The organism is Paraliobacillus sp. PM-2, assembly GCF_001368815.1.
GTDB lineage: Bacteria > Bacillota > Bacilli > Bacillales > Amphibacillaceae > Paraliobacillus.
On the sequence record NZ_CTEI01000002.1, the window covers coordinates 552,454 to 570,229 of the forward strand.

A 17,776-nucleotide genomic window follows, 5' to 3' on the forward strand; every position below is an offset into this window, starting at 1 on the left:
GTTGATTAAGCTTTATACAAGAAAATAGTTCTTCAGTTGAAGAAAATAGAATACATTATATATCCTATAATTATGATTACTACAATTAATCCTCCAATTGTAGGACCACCAAAAAAAGTCCTGTTCAGCCCATCATCTTCTGGGTTAATTTTACTCTTGTAGCTCCCGTTACGATTATTATTTCTCAAGTAATTCACCCCTGAAATTATTAATTTGCGAAAACGCTTTATACTTAATTACGAGCTAATTGTTTAATAAGTTCCAATCTCAATATCTTTATTGAATGAACCTATCTTTTAGTTCAAATCAAATAAATAATCATGTTTTTAACAGTTGATTTAGTCTACTTCCAAAATACAAAAGAAATGGTGCCATAAAGCAAGTGATTAAGATACCCAGAAGTTCAGGTATAGTAAAGGAAGTAATAATAGAATAAAATCCATAGTTGAATACCATAAAAATCGCCACTAGTAACTGGCCGTTTTCGGCTACTATACCGGAACCAAAAGTCGTTATTAAATATCCACTGATCCCCAACATTATATTTATAGTGAAAATGATGGCAGTGGATTTTATTAATAATTTATTAGAAAACCCTTTAAGATATCTTTTTCCAAATACCAAATATAGACAGAGAATAAACACCGTTACAAAGCCACTTAGTATATTCCTTACATTATCCTGAATCATTATTTGCTCAAAACTGTTCATTATATTAAGCATAAATGCAGCTATTAAACCAATAAAAAGATGAATGATAAATGGTTTAACATACATTATAGGATTTGAGCTATGAAGTTTATGAAGTTCATTTCCAAGTATTGTTGGGTTTCCCATCTGCTTTATCGCTTTTTCCTCTGCTTTATTATCAGTATAACCTTTTTGAATCCATTGTTTTTTAGATTGATTTAAGTGATAGTGTAACTCTGCTTCAATCGATTTTTTATTTTTTGGGGATTGTATTTGTTTTATCACTTCATTGATGTAATCCTCTATTTTCATTTTAATCACTCTTCCGCAATTTTTCTAATTAAAATACTATGTTTTTCTTTTTTCTTTTCCTTTTCCAAAACCGCTTTTCCTTCCTCACTTGTTTGATAATATTTTACCGCTTTGTCATTCCAATCACTGATCACATAGCCATTTTGCTCTAATTCGTGTAACAAAGTATATAAATTCCCTTCATTTTCTTTAAACGATTCCAATCCTCTTGCATGTAGTAATTGAATCAATTCAAATCCTGTTTTTTTATTCAATAGTAGCTGTAATGCTGCTAAACAAATGTCTTCTTTACTCTCGTTTTCTTTGTTTATCTTATCGTGCACCCGATTACGATGTCGTTCAGTAAATTGTAACTGATTAAATGTTGAATCATTCATTATCGATCGTAACTTCCTCAATCTATTTTCCATTATAGTCAGCCTCCATTTCTTTCTTAATTAATTCTTTAGCTTTTCTGAGACGTGTTTTTATCGTATTCTGTTTTACTTTAACTAAGTTAGAAATTTCCTTTATCCTCAGCTCTTCAAAATAATACAGATAGATGACTTCTCGATATTTAATTGGTAACTGCATGATGGAAGAAACTAACCTAGCATCTCTATCTTGTTGAATAATCGCATCCTCTACACTATCTTTTTGTCCTATATCAAAAAGAAAGTCTTCTGTTGAATGAACGACGTTTTTGTTGTACCAACTTTTCAGATAATCCTTACATGTATTTATTGCAATTTGCCATAACCATGTTCTGAATTTTGATTTCCCTTTAAATGTATGAAGGGTGTGATAACATTTCACAAAAATATCTTGTGTTAAATCCTCAGCTAGTTCTTTATTATTTACATATGAATAAACCAATTGTAATATCTCTTGCCCATATGTAGTCATGATCTCATCTATAATTTCTAGATTATTATCTGTTTCGAAAGTTTCAGTTGTCCATTTTGCCACAACCTTCCCCCCTTTTACTTATTTAGACGAAGCACGATAAAAATAAGTTTTTATTTTTAACCATTTATTTTTTAAGTAAAAAAAGTAGTCCATTTTTGAGTACAATGTTATTGCACTCAAAAGATGAACTACTTCATTATCTAACTTCTTAATTCTGCTTTATGCGCATCTTTTACTGCTGTTAATAGCGCTTGATAAGATGCTTCTACTTCCTCATCGGTTAATGTACGTTCTGGGTCTAAATAGAGCAAATGGAAAGCTAATGATTTCTTACCTGTCTCTAAATGTTCCCCTTGATACAGATCAAACACCTGTATTTCTTTTAATAATGGACCAGCATTGGTTTCTATTGTTTGTTGAATATCACCTGCAGAAACAGTTTCATCTACAACTAGCGCAATGTCACGCGTAACTGTAGGATAACGTGGTATTTTATTAAAGTTTGGTTCGTTTTCGTGTTGTTCGATCAGATAAGCTAAATCAATATCAAACACAAATGTATCCTTCAAGTCAAAATCTTTCTGTAATTTTGGATGTACTTGACCAACAAAACCGATTACCTTATTATCCACCTTCACAATTGCTGTACGCCCAGGGTGCATACCATCGATCTTCGCAGGCTCGAAGGTAGTATGAACATGTAATCGTTCAAATAATCCCTCTAAAATCCCTTTTAATAAGAAGAAGTCGACTACTTTCTTTTCTTGTTGCCAAGGATGTGTAAGCCATTCACCAGTTATTGCTGCTGCAGCTCGCAACTGTTCTTTCGGTTGTTTTGTCACCTTTTCTTCTTCAGAAATAAAGATCGTTCCAACTTCATAATAACCAAGGTTGGATTGCTTACGTGCCACATTATAAGCTAATGAATCCAGCATTTCTGGTAGAATACTTAATCGAAGTGTACTATGTTCTTCACTCATTGGCATAGCTAAACGAATTGGTGTTACCGCTTGTTCCTTAATTTCAGGACTAACTAACAGATGCGCACGATTCGTCGTTGTTAACGAGTACGTAATAGCCTCCATTAAACCGGCACCTTCAAAATAACTTTTCACAAAACGTTTAAGTTCTTGTGCTTTCGTTAATCCGCCTGCTTGCGCTGCACCTTGAGGCAATGTATATGGTAAGTGATCATAACCATAAATACGAGCAACTTCCTCTAACATGTCTTCAAATTGACTAATATCTTGTCTTCTTGTAGGAATTGTTACGTCAAACGTTTCTCCGTCTTGTTCAAATGAAAATCCTAATTTTTTTAAGGTTAAAGCAATATCTTCATCTGACATATCTGTTCCAAGACGATTATTTATTCGATTCGTAGTAATGATAACTTGTTTTTCTGATTTATCGAGCTGATCAAAAATAGCAGGCTCACTTAGCACCGTTCCATTTGCATAAGTCGCTAATAATTGACAACCGCGAAGTCCCGCTGCATAGACACGATTTGGATCAATTCCTTTTTCAAAGCGCGCACTAGACTCACTGCGTAATCCATGATCTTTTGATGCAATGCGAACGGCTTTCGGATCAAAATAAGCTGCTTCTAATAGAACAGTTGTTGTTGTATCCGATACTTCGGCATTAGCTCCACCCATTACACCTGCTAGCGCTGTAGGTTCTTGTCCATTCGTAATGACTAAATGATCAGTCGTTAACTCTCTTGTTTGATCGTCTAATGTCGTCATGGTTTCATTCTGTTTTGCACGACGAACGACGATTTGGTCAGAACCGAATGTATTAAAGTCAAATGCATGAAGCGGTTGACCATATTCAAGCAACACATAGTTGGTAATATCAACCACATTATTAATCGGTCGAATACCAGCTGCTATTAAATAATTTCGCATCCATAAAGGAGATGGTCCTACCTTTATATCATTAACAACAAATGCAGCATAATATGGATTCAATTGTGGATCTTCCACTTGCAATCCAACTTCATCTGTTGCTTTTGCTTCAATCATGCTCACCGATGTGTCCGGAAGTTTAACATCCACATCTAAAATAGCTGCTACTTCATAAGCAACACCAAGCATACTTAATGCATCTGATCGATTTGGTGTTAATCCAAGTTCTAAAATGGCATCGTCTAAATTTAATAATTGTAAAGCGTCATCTCCAGCTTCTACATCATTTGGAAAGACGAATATTCCTTCTGCTACATCTTTTGGTACATACTTTTCCTCAATGCCAAGCTCTTGCAACGAGCAAATCATTCCATTAGACTCTACACCTCTTAGTTTGGCCTTTTTAATTTTAAAGTTTCCAGGTAAAACCGCACCAGGCTTTGCAACCGCAACTTTCTGTCCTGCTGCAACGTTCGGTGCACCACAAATAATTTGTAACGTCTCTTCCCCTACATTTACTTGACATAAATTTAATTTGTCCGCATTCGGATGTTTTTCACAACTTTCTACATACCCAACTACAACATTAGTACTTTTTTCTGCAATATAATCTATGCTTTCAACTTCAATACCTGTTTTAGTTATTTTATCGGCTAAAGTTTCAGGTGTTAACCCTTGTAAATCAACATAATTTTTCAACCAATTTAATGAGACAAGCATATTATTCCTCCTTTTTATGCTTTATGATATTGTTTTAAGAATCGAACATCATTGGTATAGAAATGTCGAATGTCATCGACACCGTATTTTAACATCGCAATTCGCTCTGGTCCCATACCGAAAGCAAACCCACTATATACAGATGGATCATATCCTGCCATTTCTAATACACGTGGGTGGACCATCCCGCCTCCTAGAATCTCAATCCATCCTGTTTGTTTACATACAGAACAGCCTTTGCCATGACAAACCTTACATGAAATATCCATTTCCACGGATGGTTCTGTAAACGGGAAGAAGCTTGGACGTAATCTAATTTCTCTTTCTTCACCAAAAAATTGTTTAGCAAACTGATTTAGCACGCCTTTTAAATCACTCATACGTACGTCTTTATCTACATAAAGACCTTCTACTTGCGTAAATTGATGTGAGTGTGTTGCATCATCCGTGTCACGACGATACACTTTCCCTGGGCAAATCATTTTAACAGGCTTATTCCCTTTGTATTCATTCATAGTTCGTGCTTGAACAGGTGATGTGTGCGTACGCATCAGTAATTCTTCAGTAATATAAAAAGAATCTTGCATATCTCGTGCTGGATGATCTTTTGGCAGATTTAAAGCCTCAAAATTATAATAATCTGTTTCAACTTCTGGGCCTTCACGAACTTCAAAGCCCATGCCAATAAATAAATCCTCTATTTCTTCTACAATGCTCGTTAAGAGATGGGCTCCTCCAACAGAAACGGGACGTCCTGGTAAAGTGACATCAATTTTTTCTGTTTCCAACTTCTTTTCCAATGCTTGTGCTTCAAGATCTGCTTTCTTATGATCCAATTGATTAGCAATTACCTCTCTGACTTTATTAGCTAACTCTCCAATAACCGGGCGCTCTTCTGGAGACAATTTCCCCATACCTCGCAATACTTCGGTTATTGGTCCTTTTTTACCTAAATAAGAAACACGAATCGTTTGCAACTCATCAAGCGTTGTAGCTTCTTCTACCTTGTTTAACGCTTCTTGTTGCAAAGCTTGTAAACGTTCCTTCATTTCAAACACCCTCCTAAAAGACACTTTTTTTGCAATAAAAAAAGCCCCTATCCCTTGTAAAAAGGGACGAGGCTTGGATCGCGGTACCACCCTTGTTGACAAATTATGATTTGTCCACTTAAATTGATAACGGAAAACATTTCCGGTAACGTTCTTACTTGCCAATAGCAAGGTCCCAAACGCCAGCTCCAGAGTGAAAATTCAACCTTACTACAATGAAAAAAGCTTACAGTCCATGGCCTTTTATCCCTATGCATTGTATCATTGTAACGTCTACTGACTCTTTCTTCGCCTATTTCTATTCATTTTCTGAGTGTTTTCGCTCGAATTTCTCCCTTTATTATAGGAAAGTAAAGCATAATATGCAACTACTAACCTAAAAATTATCTGTATAATTATTAGAGAACCATTTGATAGATCATGATACCAGCTGCCACACTGACATTTAGTGACTCTGCTTGACCATAGATAGGAATATGTACACGTTGGTCTGCTTGCTGTAATAAAGCAGGAGAAACACCTGCACCTTCATTACCTACAATAAGTGCCACTTTATCTGGAACAGTTAACTCGTTGATCGCATCCGCTTGCTCTAATGTAGAAGCCCATATAGAAACAGCTTCTTTTTTTAACGTTTCACAAGTCTCTGCTAAATTTGCTTGAATAATAGGCAGGTGAAAAATTGAGCCTTGTGTTGATCGGATTACTTTATCATTAAATAAATCAACTGTATTCTCACCTAAAATGACACCAGAAAATCCAGCAGCATCAGCTGTACGAATCATCGTTCCAACATTTCCAGGATCTTGGATAGAATCTAATAATAATAAACGATGATTGCTTGATCGTTGTACTTCTTTCTGATTTACTACCGCCATGATTCCTTGGGGTGCTTTTGTATCTGCTAAATGATCCATTACGTTATTTGAAACATTAACGATGGTAACATTACCAGTATCAAAAGGGATGCCTATGTTTTCCTGCACAATGATCGCTTCAATAGACCAATCACTTTTCATTGCTTCTTCTACTAAGTGCATGCCTTCTATTAAAAATTGTTGCGCTTCTTCACGATATTTCTTTTTCTTTAGCTTATTCCACTGCTTGATCGTTTCATTTTTCACTGATGTAATCATTACAATCATCCTTTACTTTTCTCTTGTCCTATCATACATATTTTTTAGCAGTATGGTCAAACTAAATTCAACTAAATTATATGTTGAGGTGATTACAGTGGATTTAAATTTACGTAAAGCGATTTTAGAAAACATTTCAGATAACAACAAAGAACAATTAGAAGCAACAATCGTTGACGCCATTCAAAGTGGAGAAGAAAAAATGCTACCTGGTTTGGGTGTTCTATTTGAATTAATTTGGAAAGAGTCAGACAACACTGAAAAAGAAGAAATGTTGAGTGCACTAGAACATGGTGTAAAACAAACACACTAACCCACTGTTTTATTTTGATTTAAAATATTACATTGCCATGCTCCCCTACTTCAGATAAACTATCAGTATGTAGGTCATGAAAGAAGGGGATCGGCAATGGATATTCGATTACTACAAAGCATGATGAAAGCACAAGCAATGGCGAATTTTTCATCAAGTACAACTACTACTCCATCTAACGCTTCTTCTATATTTAAAGAGATGCTAGGAATGATGATGTCAGAACAGCTTCAATCTTCATCTAATACATCTATTCGTAATAAATTACAAACAAATGATAAAGCAAACAACCATTCATATGGAAGCATATCACCTGTTCCAGCAAGTATCTCCAGTGATGTTCAAAGTATTATTGATCAGGCTGCCAATAAATATGATGTAGATCGAGATTTGATTGCCACAGTTATTCAAACCGAATCAAATTTTAATCAACATGCAGTAAGTAGTGCAGGTGCACAAGGCTATATGCAATTAATGCCAGGAACAGCAGATGGTCTTGGTGTAACGGATGCTTTTAATGCTAAACAAAACATTTACGGTGGGACAAGTTATTTAAAACAGATGCTTGACAAGTATAACGGAGATACTTCATTAGCACTTGCAGCATATAACGCTGGACCTGGTAATGTAGATAAATATGATGGAATTCCTCCCTTTAAAGAAACACAAAACTATGTTAACAAAATTATGAATCAATATATTTAAAAAAGTTGCTGAAGTATCTACCTCAGCAACTTTTTTGCTTTTTTTCTTTAGTTAAAAGTAATTTCTTTGACTTTATCTGCGTCTAATCCTTTAATCACTTCAACAATTAATTGTACCGCATGATCAAAATCATCTTGGTGAATCATGGCAGCATGTGAATGAATGTATCTTGTTGCAATGGTAATTGATAATGCCGGAACACCGTTTGCAGTTAAATGAATCGAACCAGAATCAGTTCCACCACCAGCTATATTCGCATATTGGAATGGGATATCATTCGTTTCAGCTGTTTTTACGACAAAATCACGCACACCTTTATGAGAAATCATTGATGCATCATATAATATAATTTGTGGTCCGTCTCCAAGTTTACTGTCTGCTTCTTTTGGAGAAATACCTGGTGTATCACCTGCGATACCAGTATCCACTGCAAACCCAATATCGGGTTTAATGGTGTTTGTAGCTGTTTTTGCCCCACGTAAACCTACTTCTTCTTGTACTGTACCAACACCATACACAACGTTCGGATGCTCGACATCTTTTAATTGTTTCAATACTTCAATTGCGATGGCACAACCAATACGGTTATCCCATGCCTTTGCTAATAGTAACTTTTCATTTTTCATCTGAGTAAATTCAAAGTAAGGTATAACAGAATCACCAGGACGTACTCCAAACGATTCCGCTTCTTCACGACTAGCTGCACCAATATCAATGAACATATCCTTAATTTCATAAGGTTTTTTACGTGCTTCTGCCGGCATGATGTGTGGAGGCTTTGAACCAATAATACCTGTAATATCTCCTTTTGATGTTTGAATGGTCACACGTTGCGCTAACATCACTTGGCTCCACCAGCCACCAATGGTTTGGAAATATAAGAAACCATTGTCGTCAATTCGCGTTACCATAAAACCAATTTCGTCTAAATGTCCAGCTACCATTACTTTTGGTCCATCTTCTTTACCAACTTTTTTGGCAATTAAGCTACCTAGATGATCCGTATAGACTTCCGTAGCATAAGCGGAAATGTATTTCTTCATTACCTCTCTAGCTTCTTTTTCATTGCCTGAAATTCCTTTTGCATCAGTTAATTCTTTTAGCATCGTAAGTCTGTCATTTAATTTTGTCATTATGTATCTCCTCCCTTTCTAACATTTATTATAGACCTATTCTTATCTAATTCAAAAGTTTTAAATCAATAATTCTGATCTTGCCTATTAAAATTTGTCTCATTTTTATCTATGTATGCTTGCATAATTGCTGTCTCCGAAAAGCCAAGAACTTGTCCTAAACGTAAAAACAGACCAAAAAGTTGCTGATAGGTTTCGGTGTTTGTCTTCTCTTTAAAAACTTGAATAGATTGATATACTTGGTGGAATAATTCTGTAGTATCCGCTTGAATGTTTGGGATATCAACCCTTTCAGGTTCAAAGCCCAGATCAATACCAAGTGATAATATAAAATGAAGTCCGTCAACATACTCTTCTAAAATAACTGTATCTTCACTTGGGCCTTTCTTACTCCAAAATTTAAAACAACGCGTCTCATTAGCAAGTTCTCCTATTTCAACAAGTAAGGCTAAAACTTTTTTATCAAATATTTCGCTGGTTACTAATGCATGATTTTGTTGTATGTAGGTATCTAATTGTTTTTGCATAGTAAATAGCTTTTCCCAATTCATCTTTATCCCTCTTTCTGTGGCAAACTTTTTTCATTATAACATGAAATAGTTTATTTTCGTGAAACGAAACGTTATACTTATCCGTATAGTAAGGTGATCTTGCTAATAGGGAGTCGATGAAAATGTTTATTGTGTACCTATTTCGTGTTTTTATCTTTGTAGCTATTCTTTTTCTGCTATATACTGCGTATAAATACATCATTAATCCAAAGCGAAAACTTGAAGTGGCTAGGGATAAAAAACAATTTTACTTTTTAGACGATCCAGATAATGTGAAAAAGAATTTTTTGATGACATACAAGGGGATTTTATTTGAGGGTGAGAAATATATTGGAACGACAGAAAATGCTTTTGATGTCGTTTCGATTATTGTATACACCAAACACCCTAATCAATTAAAAGGGTTAGAGCGTGATGATTTATATTTCCTTGAGAAAGAAATACTCATTCATTACCCGCATGCTAAAATAGAGTGGAAGCACCCAATTAATCAATTGTTCGATTTTTATTAAATAAAAAATGAAACAGTATTTTATCTGTTTCATTTTTAGATTACATCGCTATTTGTCGTCTCTGGATGAAAGAAATCTTGCCAGCTAATGTATATTTCTTTTCTCCTTACGAAATATAAAATTGGTAATACACCTACCATCATACTACCTGCCATAATTGGTGAAAAATTGGTAATTGATTCTCCAATAGATGTATACACGACTGCAAGTGGGATGTTAGAAATAAAAGATGCGCGCATATAATCTTTTAATTGCCTTGATAGTTCTAAAATACACAATGACAATAAATGAAAATGAATGAATGGAATTAAGCGTAATAAAGCGATCTGTAATGTAGTTAAGTCTCTTTGTTTTCCTAGCAATTTTTGTTTCATGCGAAAAAAGCGCTGAAGCGTACTAGGCATTATCTCTGTCATTTTATAGAAGGTAAGACTAGATAATGTAATACCTATTAGTGAATAGATTATCCCTGGTACAATACCAAATAAAAGTCCTCCAGTAATGCATAGAAAAACGACGGGAAGAAATAATAATGGCCGAAGTAAATGCAGTGCAATAAATATCAAAGGTGCAAACATCCCCGCTGTCTCCATCATCATCGTGACAGAAGCACCGATATACTCCATAACTTCTCCTCCTTCACAATTATTCTATGACAGGAGACGAGCCTTTATGACATGATCTATACTCTATTTAAAAACAAAATAAATATGATTTGTAAAATCAGTAACATTGGCATTCCGATGATAAATGTCCGATGTTTTGTTTTATGTCGAAAAAACCTCATACCAATGATACTTCCAATTGATCCCCCAATGATCGCAACAAGCCATAACTTTTTTTCAGGTATACGCCACTTCCTTTTTTTTGAACGGCGCTTATCAATCCCCATCATTACAAATGACATGCTATTCACTATAATGATATAAATTAAACTAATCCATTGCATAGCTTTTCTCCTTTTATAAAATAAGCATATTACTTTTATTTTGGTTGTATCAAAATTTAGCTTTTCGGATATTTATTAATTGGTATTTTTAGTATTAGTAATGAAAACAACAAAATAGAATTGATTAGTTTTACTCACCAAAATCAGTTATCTTATTGTACAACCATAAAAAAGAGCTACGTCTTCATAACGAAGATGGTAGCTCTTAGTATCATTACTTATTTTAAAGCTGCTTTAGCTTTTTCAGCTAATTGTGCAAATGCTTTTTCATCATTAATAGCTAAATCAGAAAGCATCTTACGGTTTACTTCAATACCTGCTAATTTTAAACCATGCATTAAACGGCTATATGAAAGATCATTCAAACGTGCAGCAGCGTTAATACGTGCAATCCATAATTTACGGAAGTCACGCTTTTTCTGTCTGCGGTCACGATATGCATATTGACCAGATTTCCATACTTGTTGCTTTGCTGTTTTAAACAGCGTATGTTTTGAACCATAATATCCTTTTGCAAGCTTTAATATACGTTTACGACGTTTACGTGTAACTGTTCCACCTTTAACACGTGCCATAGTAATTCCCTCCTATATATCTAAACAAAATCAGTTCGTTTATAAATTATTTGTTTGGTAACATTTGTTTAATACGTTTGTAGTCACCAGCAGATACGACTGCACTTTTACGTAGTTTACGCTTTTGTTTTTGTGACTTATTCGCGAACAAGTGACTTGTATATGCGTGAGAGCGTTTAAGCTGCCCAGTACCTGTTTTTTTGAAACGTTTTTGTGAGCCTTTATGAGTTTTCATTTTTGGCATGAGTAGTTCCTCCTTTTAAAACATAAGCAAATATTATTTTTCTTTAATTGGTCCAAGCATCAAGAACATACTACGACCTTCCATTTTAGGCTTTTGTTCTACTGTGGAAAGATCCTTACATTCTTCAGCCATACGTTCTAATACTTTTTGACCTAATTCTTTGTGAGTAATCGCACGTCCGCGAAAACGGATCGAAACTTTCACCTTATCGCCTTTGTCAAGAAATTTTCTAGCATTACGTAATTTGGTATTAAAATCATGTTCTTCAATACCTGGGCTTAATCGAACTTCTTTGACATTAATCACTTTTTGTTTCTTACGCGCTTCTTTTTCTTTCTTTTGTTGTTCAAAACGGTATTTACCATAATCCATGATACGGCATACCGGTGGTTTTGCATTAGGTGCAACTAAAACTAAATCAAGATTTCTTGTTTGCGCAATATCTAATGCTTCCTGACGTGATTTAACACCAAGTTGATCGCCATTTGAATCAATGAGTCGAACCTCTCGTGCTCTAATTTTCTCATTGACATTCATATCTTTGCTAATAATCAGCCACCTCCGTGAATTTTTAAAAGCGTGATGAGCTATGATCCATTACTATTATCTATATATAACAGCAACCAGACCGTTCTAATGGTCTCCTTGACAAGTTCGATCATTGATTCCATTAAAAAAAGTGTCGGTACACATTGCACCCACACGTCTCCAAGTTAATACTCTTACATGGTAACCTGCCAACTACATATCCTATGTGTCGATCAGGCGAGAAGCGGGTGCCTCTACTTGTCTTCAGATCATATTCAATTACACTTTTATTATAATAGCATGGTTTAGTAATGCTGTCAAACATTACTTTTCTAACTAACTTATAATTTCACGTTTGCATTTATCATCTTACAGGGCCCGTGTTGTTCATTACTATTTTGCATTTCATCATTTAGTTTACAGCATATATTCTTATTTTGCTAGTAATTTATTTAGAGCCGAACGATTAACAATTTATTAAATAAATTGAACAATAGTTCGGCTCTTTCCATTATTAAAAAGCTTTATGCCTAACTCTTACATTTTACTTAAATACACTTTAAATTCAAAACTAATTTATTTCCTCCTTAGATCTCTTTCTAAAAAACATAAATGCAATAATCGCACCAAATAGAATAAACAGTAGGCCTACTACTACCCAATTATACGTTGATGTTGCTGTATCTGGGAGGTTATCGCCTATATTTTCATTATTTGATTCATTACTGTCAGAATCTACACCAGGTTGCTCTGTAGTGGAAACCACGCGCATTGGAGCAAAGATGCTAAAGTGTGCAGTATTTGCAGTTAACATACCATTAGATAAGTCACCTCCAATAAGTTCCCATTCATTTGTTTTTTCATTAAAATAATATACACCCGCTTGACGTCCTTTTTCAAACGGTTCAACTTTAAATGTCAAAGTCACTGGGTAATCTTCAAATTGATTTATTGTCTCGTCTTGTTCAATCGTAAAATGATAAATCGAACCTATTATCTCAAGTGAGTCACTTTTATTTATTTTACTTTGACTTATTGGTGTAATCGTAATAGTAAGATCTTCTCTTTCTTTTAACAAAGCAGACATCATGGATAACTCCACATCATTTTTTTCAACCTTAATCTTCGCATTTAATTGTATTAACTTAGATACTTGCTCTGATGTTAACAATAATTCTTCTATATCTAATTCGGTGATATCAATAACGATTTCTCCATTTTCGGCTAATTTTTCAAGGACTGTACTTTCTATAATCGCCTGATTGTTTTGCTTGTTTGCACTGACATGAATAGTTGGTTGCTTTTCAATATCTCCTTCATCCGGATCAATTGTTTGTAAACCATCGATCGCCGTTTGTAATGTATCGATCGCTGATTGCAATTCTTCTTCAGTCTCAACTTTTTCTAATGCTGATTCTGCTTGAGTTATTGCTGCTTGTAACGCCGTGAAGCTTTCCTCTGTGTATTGGTTTTCTTGATTAGAGATGTCACTTGCTTCTTTTATCAAGCTCTCAAGCTCTGTTGTATCTACTGGATCTGGAATATTGTTTTCCAAACCATCGATCGCTATTTGTAATGCATCGATCGCTGCTTGCAGTTCTTCCTCAGTCTCAACTTTTTCTAATGCTGATTCTGCTTCAGTTATTGCTGCTTGTAACGCCGTGAAGCTTTCCTCTGTGTATTGGTTTTCTTGATTAGAGATGTCACTTGCTTCTTTTATCAAATTCTCGAGCTCTGTTGTATCTACTGGATCTGGAAGTGGCTCTCCTTCAGGTAACGTCTGATAAAATCCAACTTCTGAAATATAAACAGGTCCTCTTGACTGTAAAATTCTCAACCTAAATTCATCTGACGTTACGAGATCATCCAACGTAATGATACGCTTGTATCCAATGACTTCATTCGTATAAATCTCTTCCCAATTTCCATTACTATCTTTTGCATCGATCACAAAAGACTCCACTTGTTGACCAAAATTAATATTCTCTTGTAATATAATTCGTTTGACCTCTACTTGATCATCAAACTTAAAATAAAGTTTACTATCTTCTGTTGAATCTGTATGCCAAGATGTATCATAATCTCCGTCAACAACATCAGTCGCATCCGTAGTAGTACCTTCAACTTCTGCAGTTGCCTTTGCATTTTCTGTATAATCTATAGCAAAATCACGTTTGATTGACTCATGCCATTCCTTTAATCGCTTAACATCTTGTTCTGCAAATTTCCCTTCTTTATTCGGTGGAATATTTAAAAGTAAAACAGAATTTCTAGCAATCGAATTATAATAGATATTCCTTAAATGCTCTACAGATTTTGGTTGTTGATTATCATGATAGAACCAACCTGGTCGAATACTTACATCCACTTCCGCTGGCCACCATCTTAGATGATCCATCCCATTTGCTGCTGCATCTCTTAAAACATCTCTACTCCCCAAATCAGATGAATGATGTGATGGATAAGCACTTTGGCGGCCATTTTCTCCAGTTGTAGTGGCTAAAACACTCCATTCATTTTCACGAGCCCAGCCAGATTCATTCCCTACCCAGCGCACATCTTGCCCTGTTACAGCAATAACTGCTTCTGGAGCTAATTCTTCAATGAGTGTATAGTAACTATCCCAATCATATGGTTCATAGACATCACCCGGGATATGACCTTGCGCACCATCGAACCATACTTCTTTTATTTCTCCATATTCTGTTAACACTTCGTACAACTGATTTAACATATATTCACCATAATCTGTTACTGGAAGTTCAAATTGTGGTAAACTTTCATCACCTATACGATCATCATTTTCCACTAATGTAGGAATTGTTCTCACTTTACGTTCACTGTTGTTTCCAAAAACACCTTTGCTATATTGATCATGGTCGCCCGGTGATAAGTAAACACCTACATCAATTCCATATTTACGCATAGATTCAGCAAATTCTTTTAAAACATCACCTTGCCCATCTTTATAGGGACTACTAGCTACACCATAATTTGAATATCTAGATTGATATAACAAAAATCCATCATGGTGTTTTACGGTTAAAACCGCCATTTTAAATCCGCTTTCTTTTAATGCTCTTGCCCATTGATCTGTATTCAAATTTGTTGGATTAAATTTAGTTGTATCTAAATTAAACCCACCCCATTCGACACCATAGTACGTATTAATACCATAATGGATAAACGCTGTTTGTTCATATTGTTGCCATTCGACTTGTTTAGGCTTTGGTCGAACATAGGATGCTTTTGCTGCAATAGCAGCTGCACATTCGTTACCACTTATCTCAATTTCAAAAGACGGTTCGATATCTTCAGGTACAAAACACGCTCCACCGGTTAACATTAATTGTGTTTCCCTAAAAGGACCCTCCAAAGAAGAATGAGCTACTCCTAAAATGTTTCCAGAAGCATCTTCATTCAATTGAGACAAGACGATATGATCACTACTTATAGTAAGAGGTTTCGATAAATCAACGGTATCTCCAACTTTTTCAGTGTCTACTAACATTTTCAAGGATATCGTATTATTGTTTAATTCATAAACAAATGACAGATGAATATACTCTTCGTTAACATATTGCGATAGATCGTAAGTTTGTGTTCTTTCTCCATTTAAGATTAAATGAATGTTTTTTCCATCTGCTGCACTTTTTATAGAAACTGTATCGCCAATTTGAAACAATGAGACTTGCTTATCGAGTAAACTCGGTGCAATTAATACTTCCGAAATAAAACCATCTTCAAAAATATTTGTTCCTTCTTCACTATTAGAAGGAGTGAATGTAAGATGAGCACCTTCACCTGATAAATTAATTTTACCAAGACCCTCTTTCACTCCTCCAACAATATCTAATACTCCGTCTACTAGTTCATCATCTGATCCTGTATATACTTCTTCAGTAATATCACCTTGCCAATAGGATAACAGTTTTCTATCAATTTTGGTTAGCTCCATTGTTTTCAATAAAGATGCATTAAATGCCCCCTCAAATGTAGTTACAACTGCAGAAGATACCGAGCCATTAAAGCCTCGTTCTAACGCCGCTGGATGTACATCATTACCAAAAGCAAATTCATTCTCTATATTACCTGCAATCGCTGCTTGACTGTTAGATGTTACAACTGGAAGTGCTTCTCCATTTAAGAATGCATGCATTTCCGCCCCATTTTCTTTTGGTATATATGCAAAAGCAAAAGCATGTCTTTGTCCAGCTTCTGGTGCAGCAATTTGTTCTTTAGCAGAGGACCAACTACCATTATTATTAACTTCAAAGCCATATTCAAATTCTGATGAAGATGTATATCTTGCATACATATTTCCACCAAACGCAAGTAGTGTATCTTGTGCATTTTGATTTGCTTCTGGGACAAATTCTACTTCCATAATAAATGGTTTTGTTACATTCCCATCTAATATAAAACTTTCTCTAGGTTGAAAATTAATTCCTTCTGTACCACCATTTAATGGAACTGAACCTTGCACAATTTCTTCATTACCAGACTTTTGTGTTAACATACCATCCATTATCTCTCCTGTCGCATTTGTATAACCTGCTTCAGAAGAAAACGCTCCGGTAAAATAAACATCTAATATATCTTGTTTATTCGTTGGTTCATCGGGATCAGGTGTAATTGTTTTTAGCATCGATTCATTAAATTCACCACTATATATTGTAGCTATTGCTTTTAAGATACTTCCTTTAAACCCTCTATCTTTTCCTGCTGGATGTACATCATTACCTATACCTAGCGCATTGGCTTCTTCCCCTTGTGAACCTGCAATCGGCGGTTTACCATTCTCTGATGTAACCGTTGTCAATTGTTTGCCATTTAAATACGCTCTAATAGTTGCTCCATTTGCAGTTGGACTATATACCATCACAAAGGTGTGTTCTTCTTCAGGATTAGGTGCTGAAATGACTTCCTTTTCGGTATGCCATCCTGACTCATTTCGAACATCAAAGCCATATTCAAGCTTGCTAGGATCATTATTACTATATCTAGCATAAATATTACCACCAATAGCAACTAACGTACCCATCTGATCTTGAGATTCTTTAGGATTAAAAATCGTTTCAACGATGATAGATTGGTCTACGTACTCCTCTCCTAATGCATCAAGCGTAGTAAATTCCATACCATCACTGTCCCCATTTAGTATCATTTGTTGATCTGTTAACTGTTCATTACCTGATCGAATGGTTAAACTACCTTTTATTTGTTCATTCTCTTCTGCCACATACTCATTACCTTGAATATTACCATTAAAATCTACTTCTAGTATCTCATTAAGATCATTGTTTTTAGACAACAAAGAACTAGGGTTAGTTGGAAAAATCGAATGAATCAGTAACACTACCATAACTATGACAAATGACTTCTTGGTACCCTTTCTTACACCTCTTATTTTCACCATCTCTTCCCCTCCTGATTTGGTAGGTCGGCTTGATTTAACACTGTGTTTTATCCCAAACAAATGAACTTACACTACAAAACACCTCCTCACTTTTACTTATAAAAGGTAAAAAAAATGGAGTAATACATCTATAAATCTAGATGTA

Annotated in this window: 17 protein-coding genes and 1 other annotated feature; of the genes, 3 read left to right on the forward strand and 14 right to left on the reverse strand. The window is 35.0% G+C overall.

What is annotated here, in order from left to right:
- Positions 1-318: 318 nt before the first annotated feature.
- From BN1058_RS11610 to BN1058_RS11635, 6 genes are all read right to left on the reverse strand, one after another.
- Complete coding sequence (locus BN1058_RS11610; protein ID WP_090857685.1) at positions 319-1,002, reverse strand: permease prefix domain 1-containing protein; 684 nt, start codon at positions 1,000-1,002, stop codon at positions 319-321.
- Positions 1,003-1,007: 5 nt separating this feature from the next.
- The gene (locus tag BN1058_RS11615) at positions 1,008-1,412 is read right to left on the reverse strand and encodes a PadR family transcriptional regulator (protein ID WP_090857687.1); all 405 of its coding nucleotides are present in this window, start codon (positions 1,410-1,412) and stop codon (positions 1,008-1,010) included.
- The gene (locus BN1058_RS11620) at positions 1,402-1,950 is read right to left on the reverse strand and encodes a sigma-70 family RNA polymerase sigma factor (protein WP_090857690.1); all 549 of its coding nucleotides are present in this window, start codon (positions 1,948-1,950) and stop codon (positions 1,402-1,404) included. Before BN1058_RS11620 ends, BN1058_RS11615 begins: the two co-directional genes overlap by 11 nt.
- Before the next feature lie 140 nt (positions 1,951-2,090).
- Positions 2,091-4,517, reverse strand: coding sequence for a phenylalanine--tRNA ligase subunit beta (gene pheT, locus BN1058_RS11625; RefSeq protein ID WP_090857693.1), 2,427 nt, complete (start codon positions 4,515-4,517; stop codon positions 2,091-2,093).
- A gap of 14 nt (positions 4,518-4,531) precedes the next feature.
- On the reverse strand, positions 4,532-5,566 hold the full coding sequence (gene pheS / locus BN1058_RS11630; RefSeq protein WP_090857696.1) for a phenylalanine--tRNA ligase subunit alpha: 1,035 nt from the start codon (positions 5,564-5,566) through the stop codon (positions 4,532-4,534).
- Between the two features lie 398 nt (positions 5,567-5,964).
- Positions 5,965-6,702 carry a TrmH family RNA methyltransferase gene (locus BN1058_RS11635; protein ID WP_090857699.1) on the reverse strand — a complete coding sequence of 246 codons (738 nt, stop codon included), beginning with the start codon at positions 6,700-6,702 and terminating at the stop codon, positions 5,965-5,967.
- A gap of 97 nt (positions 6,703-6,799) precedes the next feature.
- Between BN1058_RS11635 and sspI the strand changes: the two genes are divergently transcribed.
- Together sspI and BN1058_RS11645 are read left to right on the forward strand one after the other, a co-directional pair.
- Entirely contained in the window at positions 6,800-7,015 is a 216-nt protein-coding gene (gene sspI / locus BN1058_RS11640) for a small acid-soluble spore protein SspI (protein WP_090857702.1), read from the forward strand.
- 96 nt (positions 7,016-7,111) lie between these two features.
- The gene (locus BN1058_RS11645; protein WP_090857705.1) at positions 7,112-7,720 is read left to right on the forward strand and encodes a lytic transglycosylase domain-containing protein; all 609 of its coding nucleotides are present in this window, start codon (positions 7,112-7,114) and stop codon (positions 7,718-7,720) included.
- A 47-nt stretch (positions 7,721-7,767) separates the two neighbouring features.
- Here the strand turns inward: BN1058_RS11645 and BN1058_RS11650 are convergent, their stop codons facing one another.
- Both BN1058_RS11650 and BN1058_RS11655 read right to left on the reverse strand, forming a co-directional pair.
- Positions 7,768-8,853, reverse strand: coding sequence for a M42 family metallopeptidase (locus tag BN1058_RS11650; RefSeq protein WP_090857708.1), 1,086 nt, complete (start codon positions 8,851-8,853; stop codon positions 7,768-7,770).
- 65 nt (positions 8,854-8,918) lie between these two features.
- On the reverse strand, positions 8,919-9,404 hold the full coding sequence (locus BN1058_RS11655) for a dUTP diphosphatase (protein WP_090857711.1): 486 nt from the start codon (positions 9,402-9,404) through the stop codon (positions 8,919-8,921).
- A gap of 122 nt (positions 9,405-9,526) precedes the next feature.
- Between BN1058_RS11655 and BN1058_RS11660 the strand changes: the two genes are divergently transcribed.
- On the forward strand, positions 9,527-9,916 hold the full coding sequence (locus tag BN1058_RS11660) for a sigma-w pathway protein ysdB (protein WP_090857713.1): 390 nt from the start codon (positions 9,527-9,529) through the stop codon (positions 9,914-9,916).
- Positions 9,917-9,951: 35 nt separating this feature from the next.
- On the opposite strand, the gene BN1058_RS11665 is transcribed toward BN1058_RS11660, so the two are convergent.
- From BN1058_RS11665 to BN1058_RS11690, 6 genes are all read right to left on the reverse strand, one after another.
- Positions 9,952-10,542, reverse strand: coding sequence for a TVP38/TMEM64 family protein (locus tag BN1058_RS11665; protein ID WP_090857716.1), 591 nt, complete (start codon positions 10,540-10,542; stop codon positions 9,952-9,954).
- A 56-nt stretch (positions 10,543-10,598) separates the two neighbouring features.
- Positions 10,599-10,865: a DUF1294 domain-containing protein gene (locus BN1058_RS11670; protein WP_090857719.1), complete on the reverse strand. Its 267-nt coding sequence runs from the start codon at positions 10,863-10,865 to the stop codon at positions 10,599-10,601.
- A gap of 218 nt (positions 10,866-11,083) precedes the next feature.
- Positions 11,084-11,440: a 50S ribosomal protein L20 gene (gene rplT, locus BN1058_RS11675; protein WP_090857722.1), complete on the reverse strand. Its 357-nt coding sequence runs from the start codon at positions 11,438-11,440 to the stop codon at positions 11,084-11,086.
- Positions 11,441-11,486: 46 nt separating this feature from the next.
- The gene (rpmI, locus tag BN1058_RS11680; RefSeq protein WP_090857725.1) at positions 11,487-11,684 is read right to left on the reverse strand and encodes a 50S ribosomal protein L35; all 198 of its coding nucleotides are present in this window, start codon (positions 11,682-11,684) and stop codon (positions 11,487-11,489) included.
- A 33-nt stretch (positions 11,685-11,717) separates the two neighbouring features.
- A complete protein-coding gene (infC, locus tag BN1058_RS11685; RefSeq protein WP_141652146.1) occupies positions 11,718-12,221 on the reverse strand; it encodes a translation initiation factor IF-3 in 504 nt (167 codons plus the stop codon).
- Positions 12,222-12,351: 130 nt separating this feature from the next.
- Positions 12,352-12,478 (reverse strand) — a sequence feature (ribosomal protein L20 leader region).
- 305 nt (positions 12,479-12,783) lie between these two features.
- The gene (locus tag BN1058_RS11690; RefSeq protein ID WP_090857731.1) at positions 12,784-17,631 is read right to left on the reverse strand and encodes an alpha-L-fucosidase; all 4,848 of its coding nucleotides are present in this window, start codon (positions 17,629-17,631) and stop codon (positions 12,784-12,786) included.
- Between the last annotated feature and the right edge of the window lie 145 nt (positions 17,632-17,776).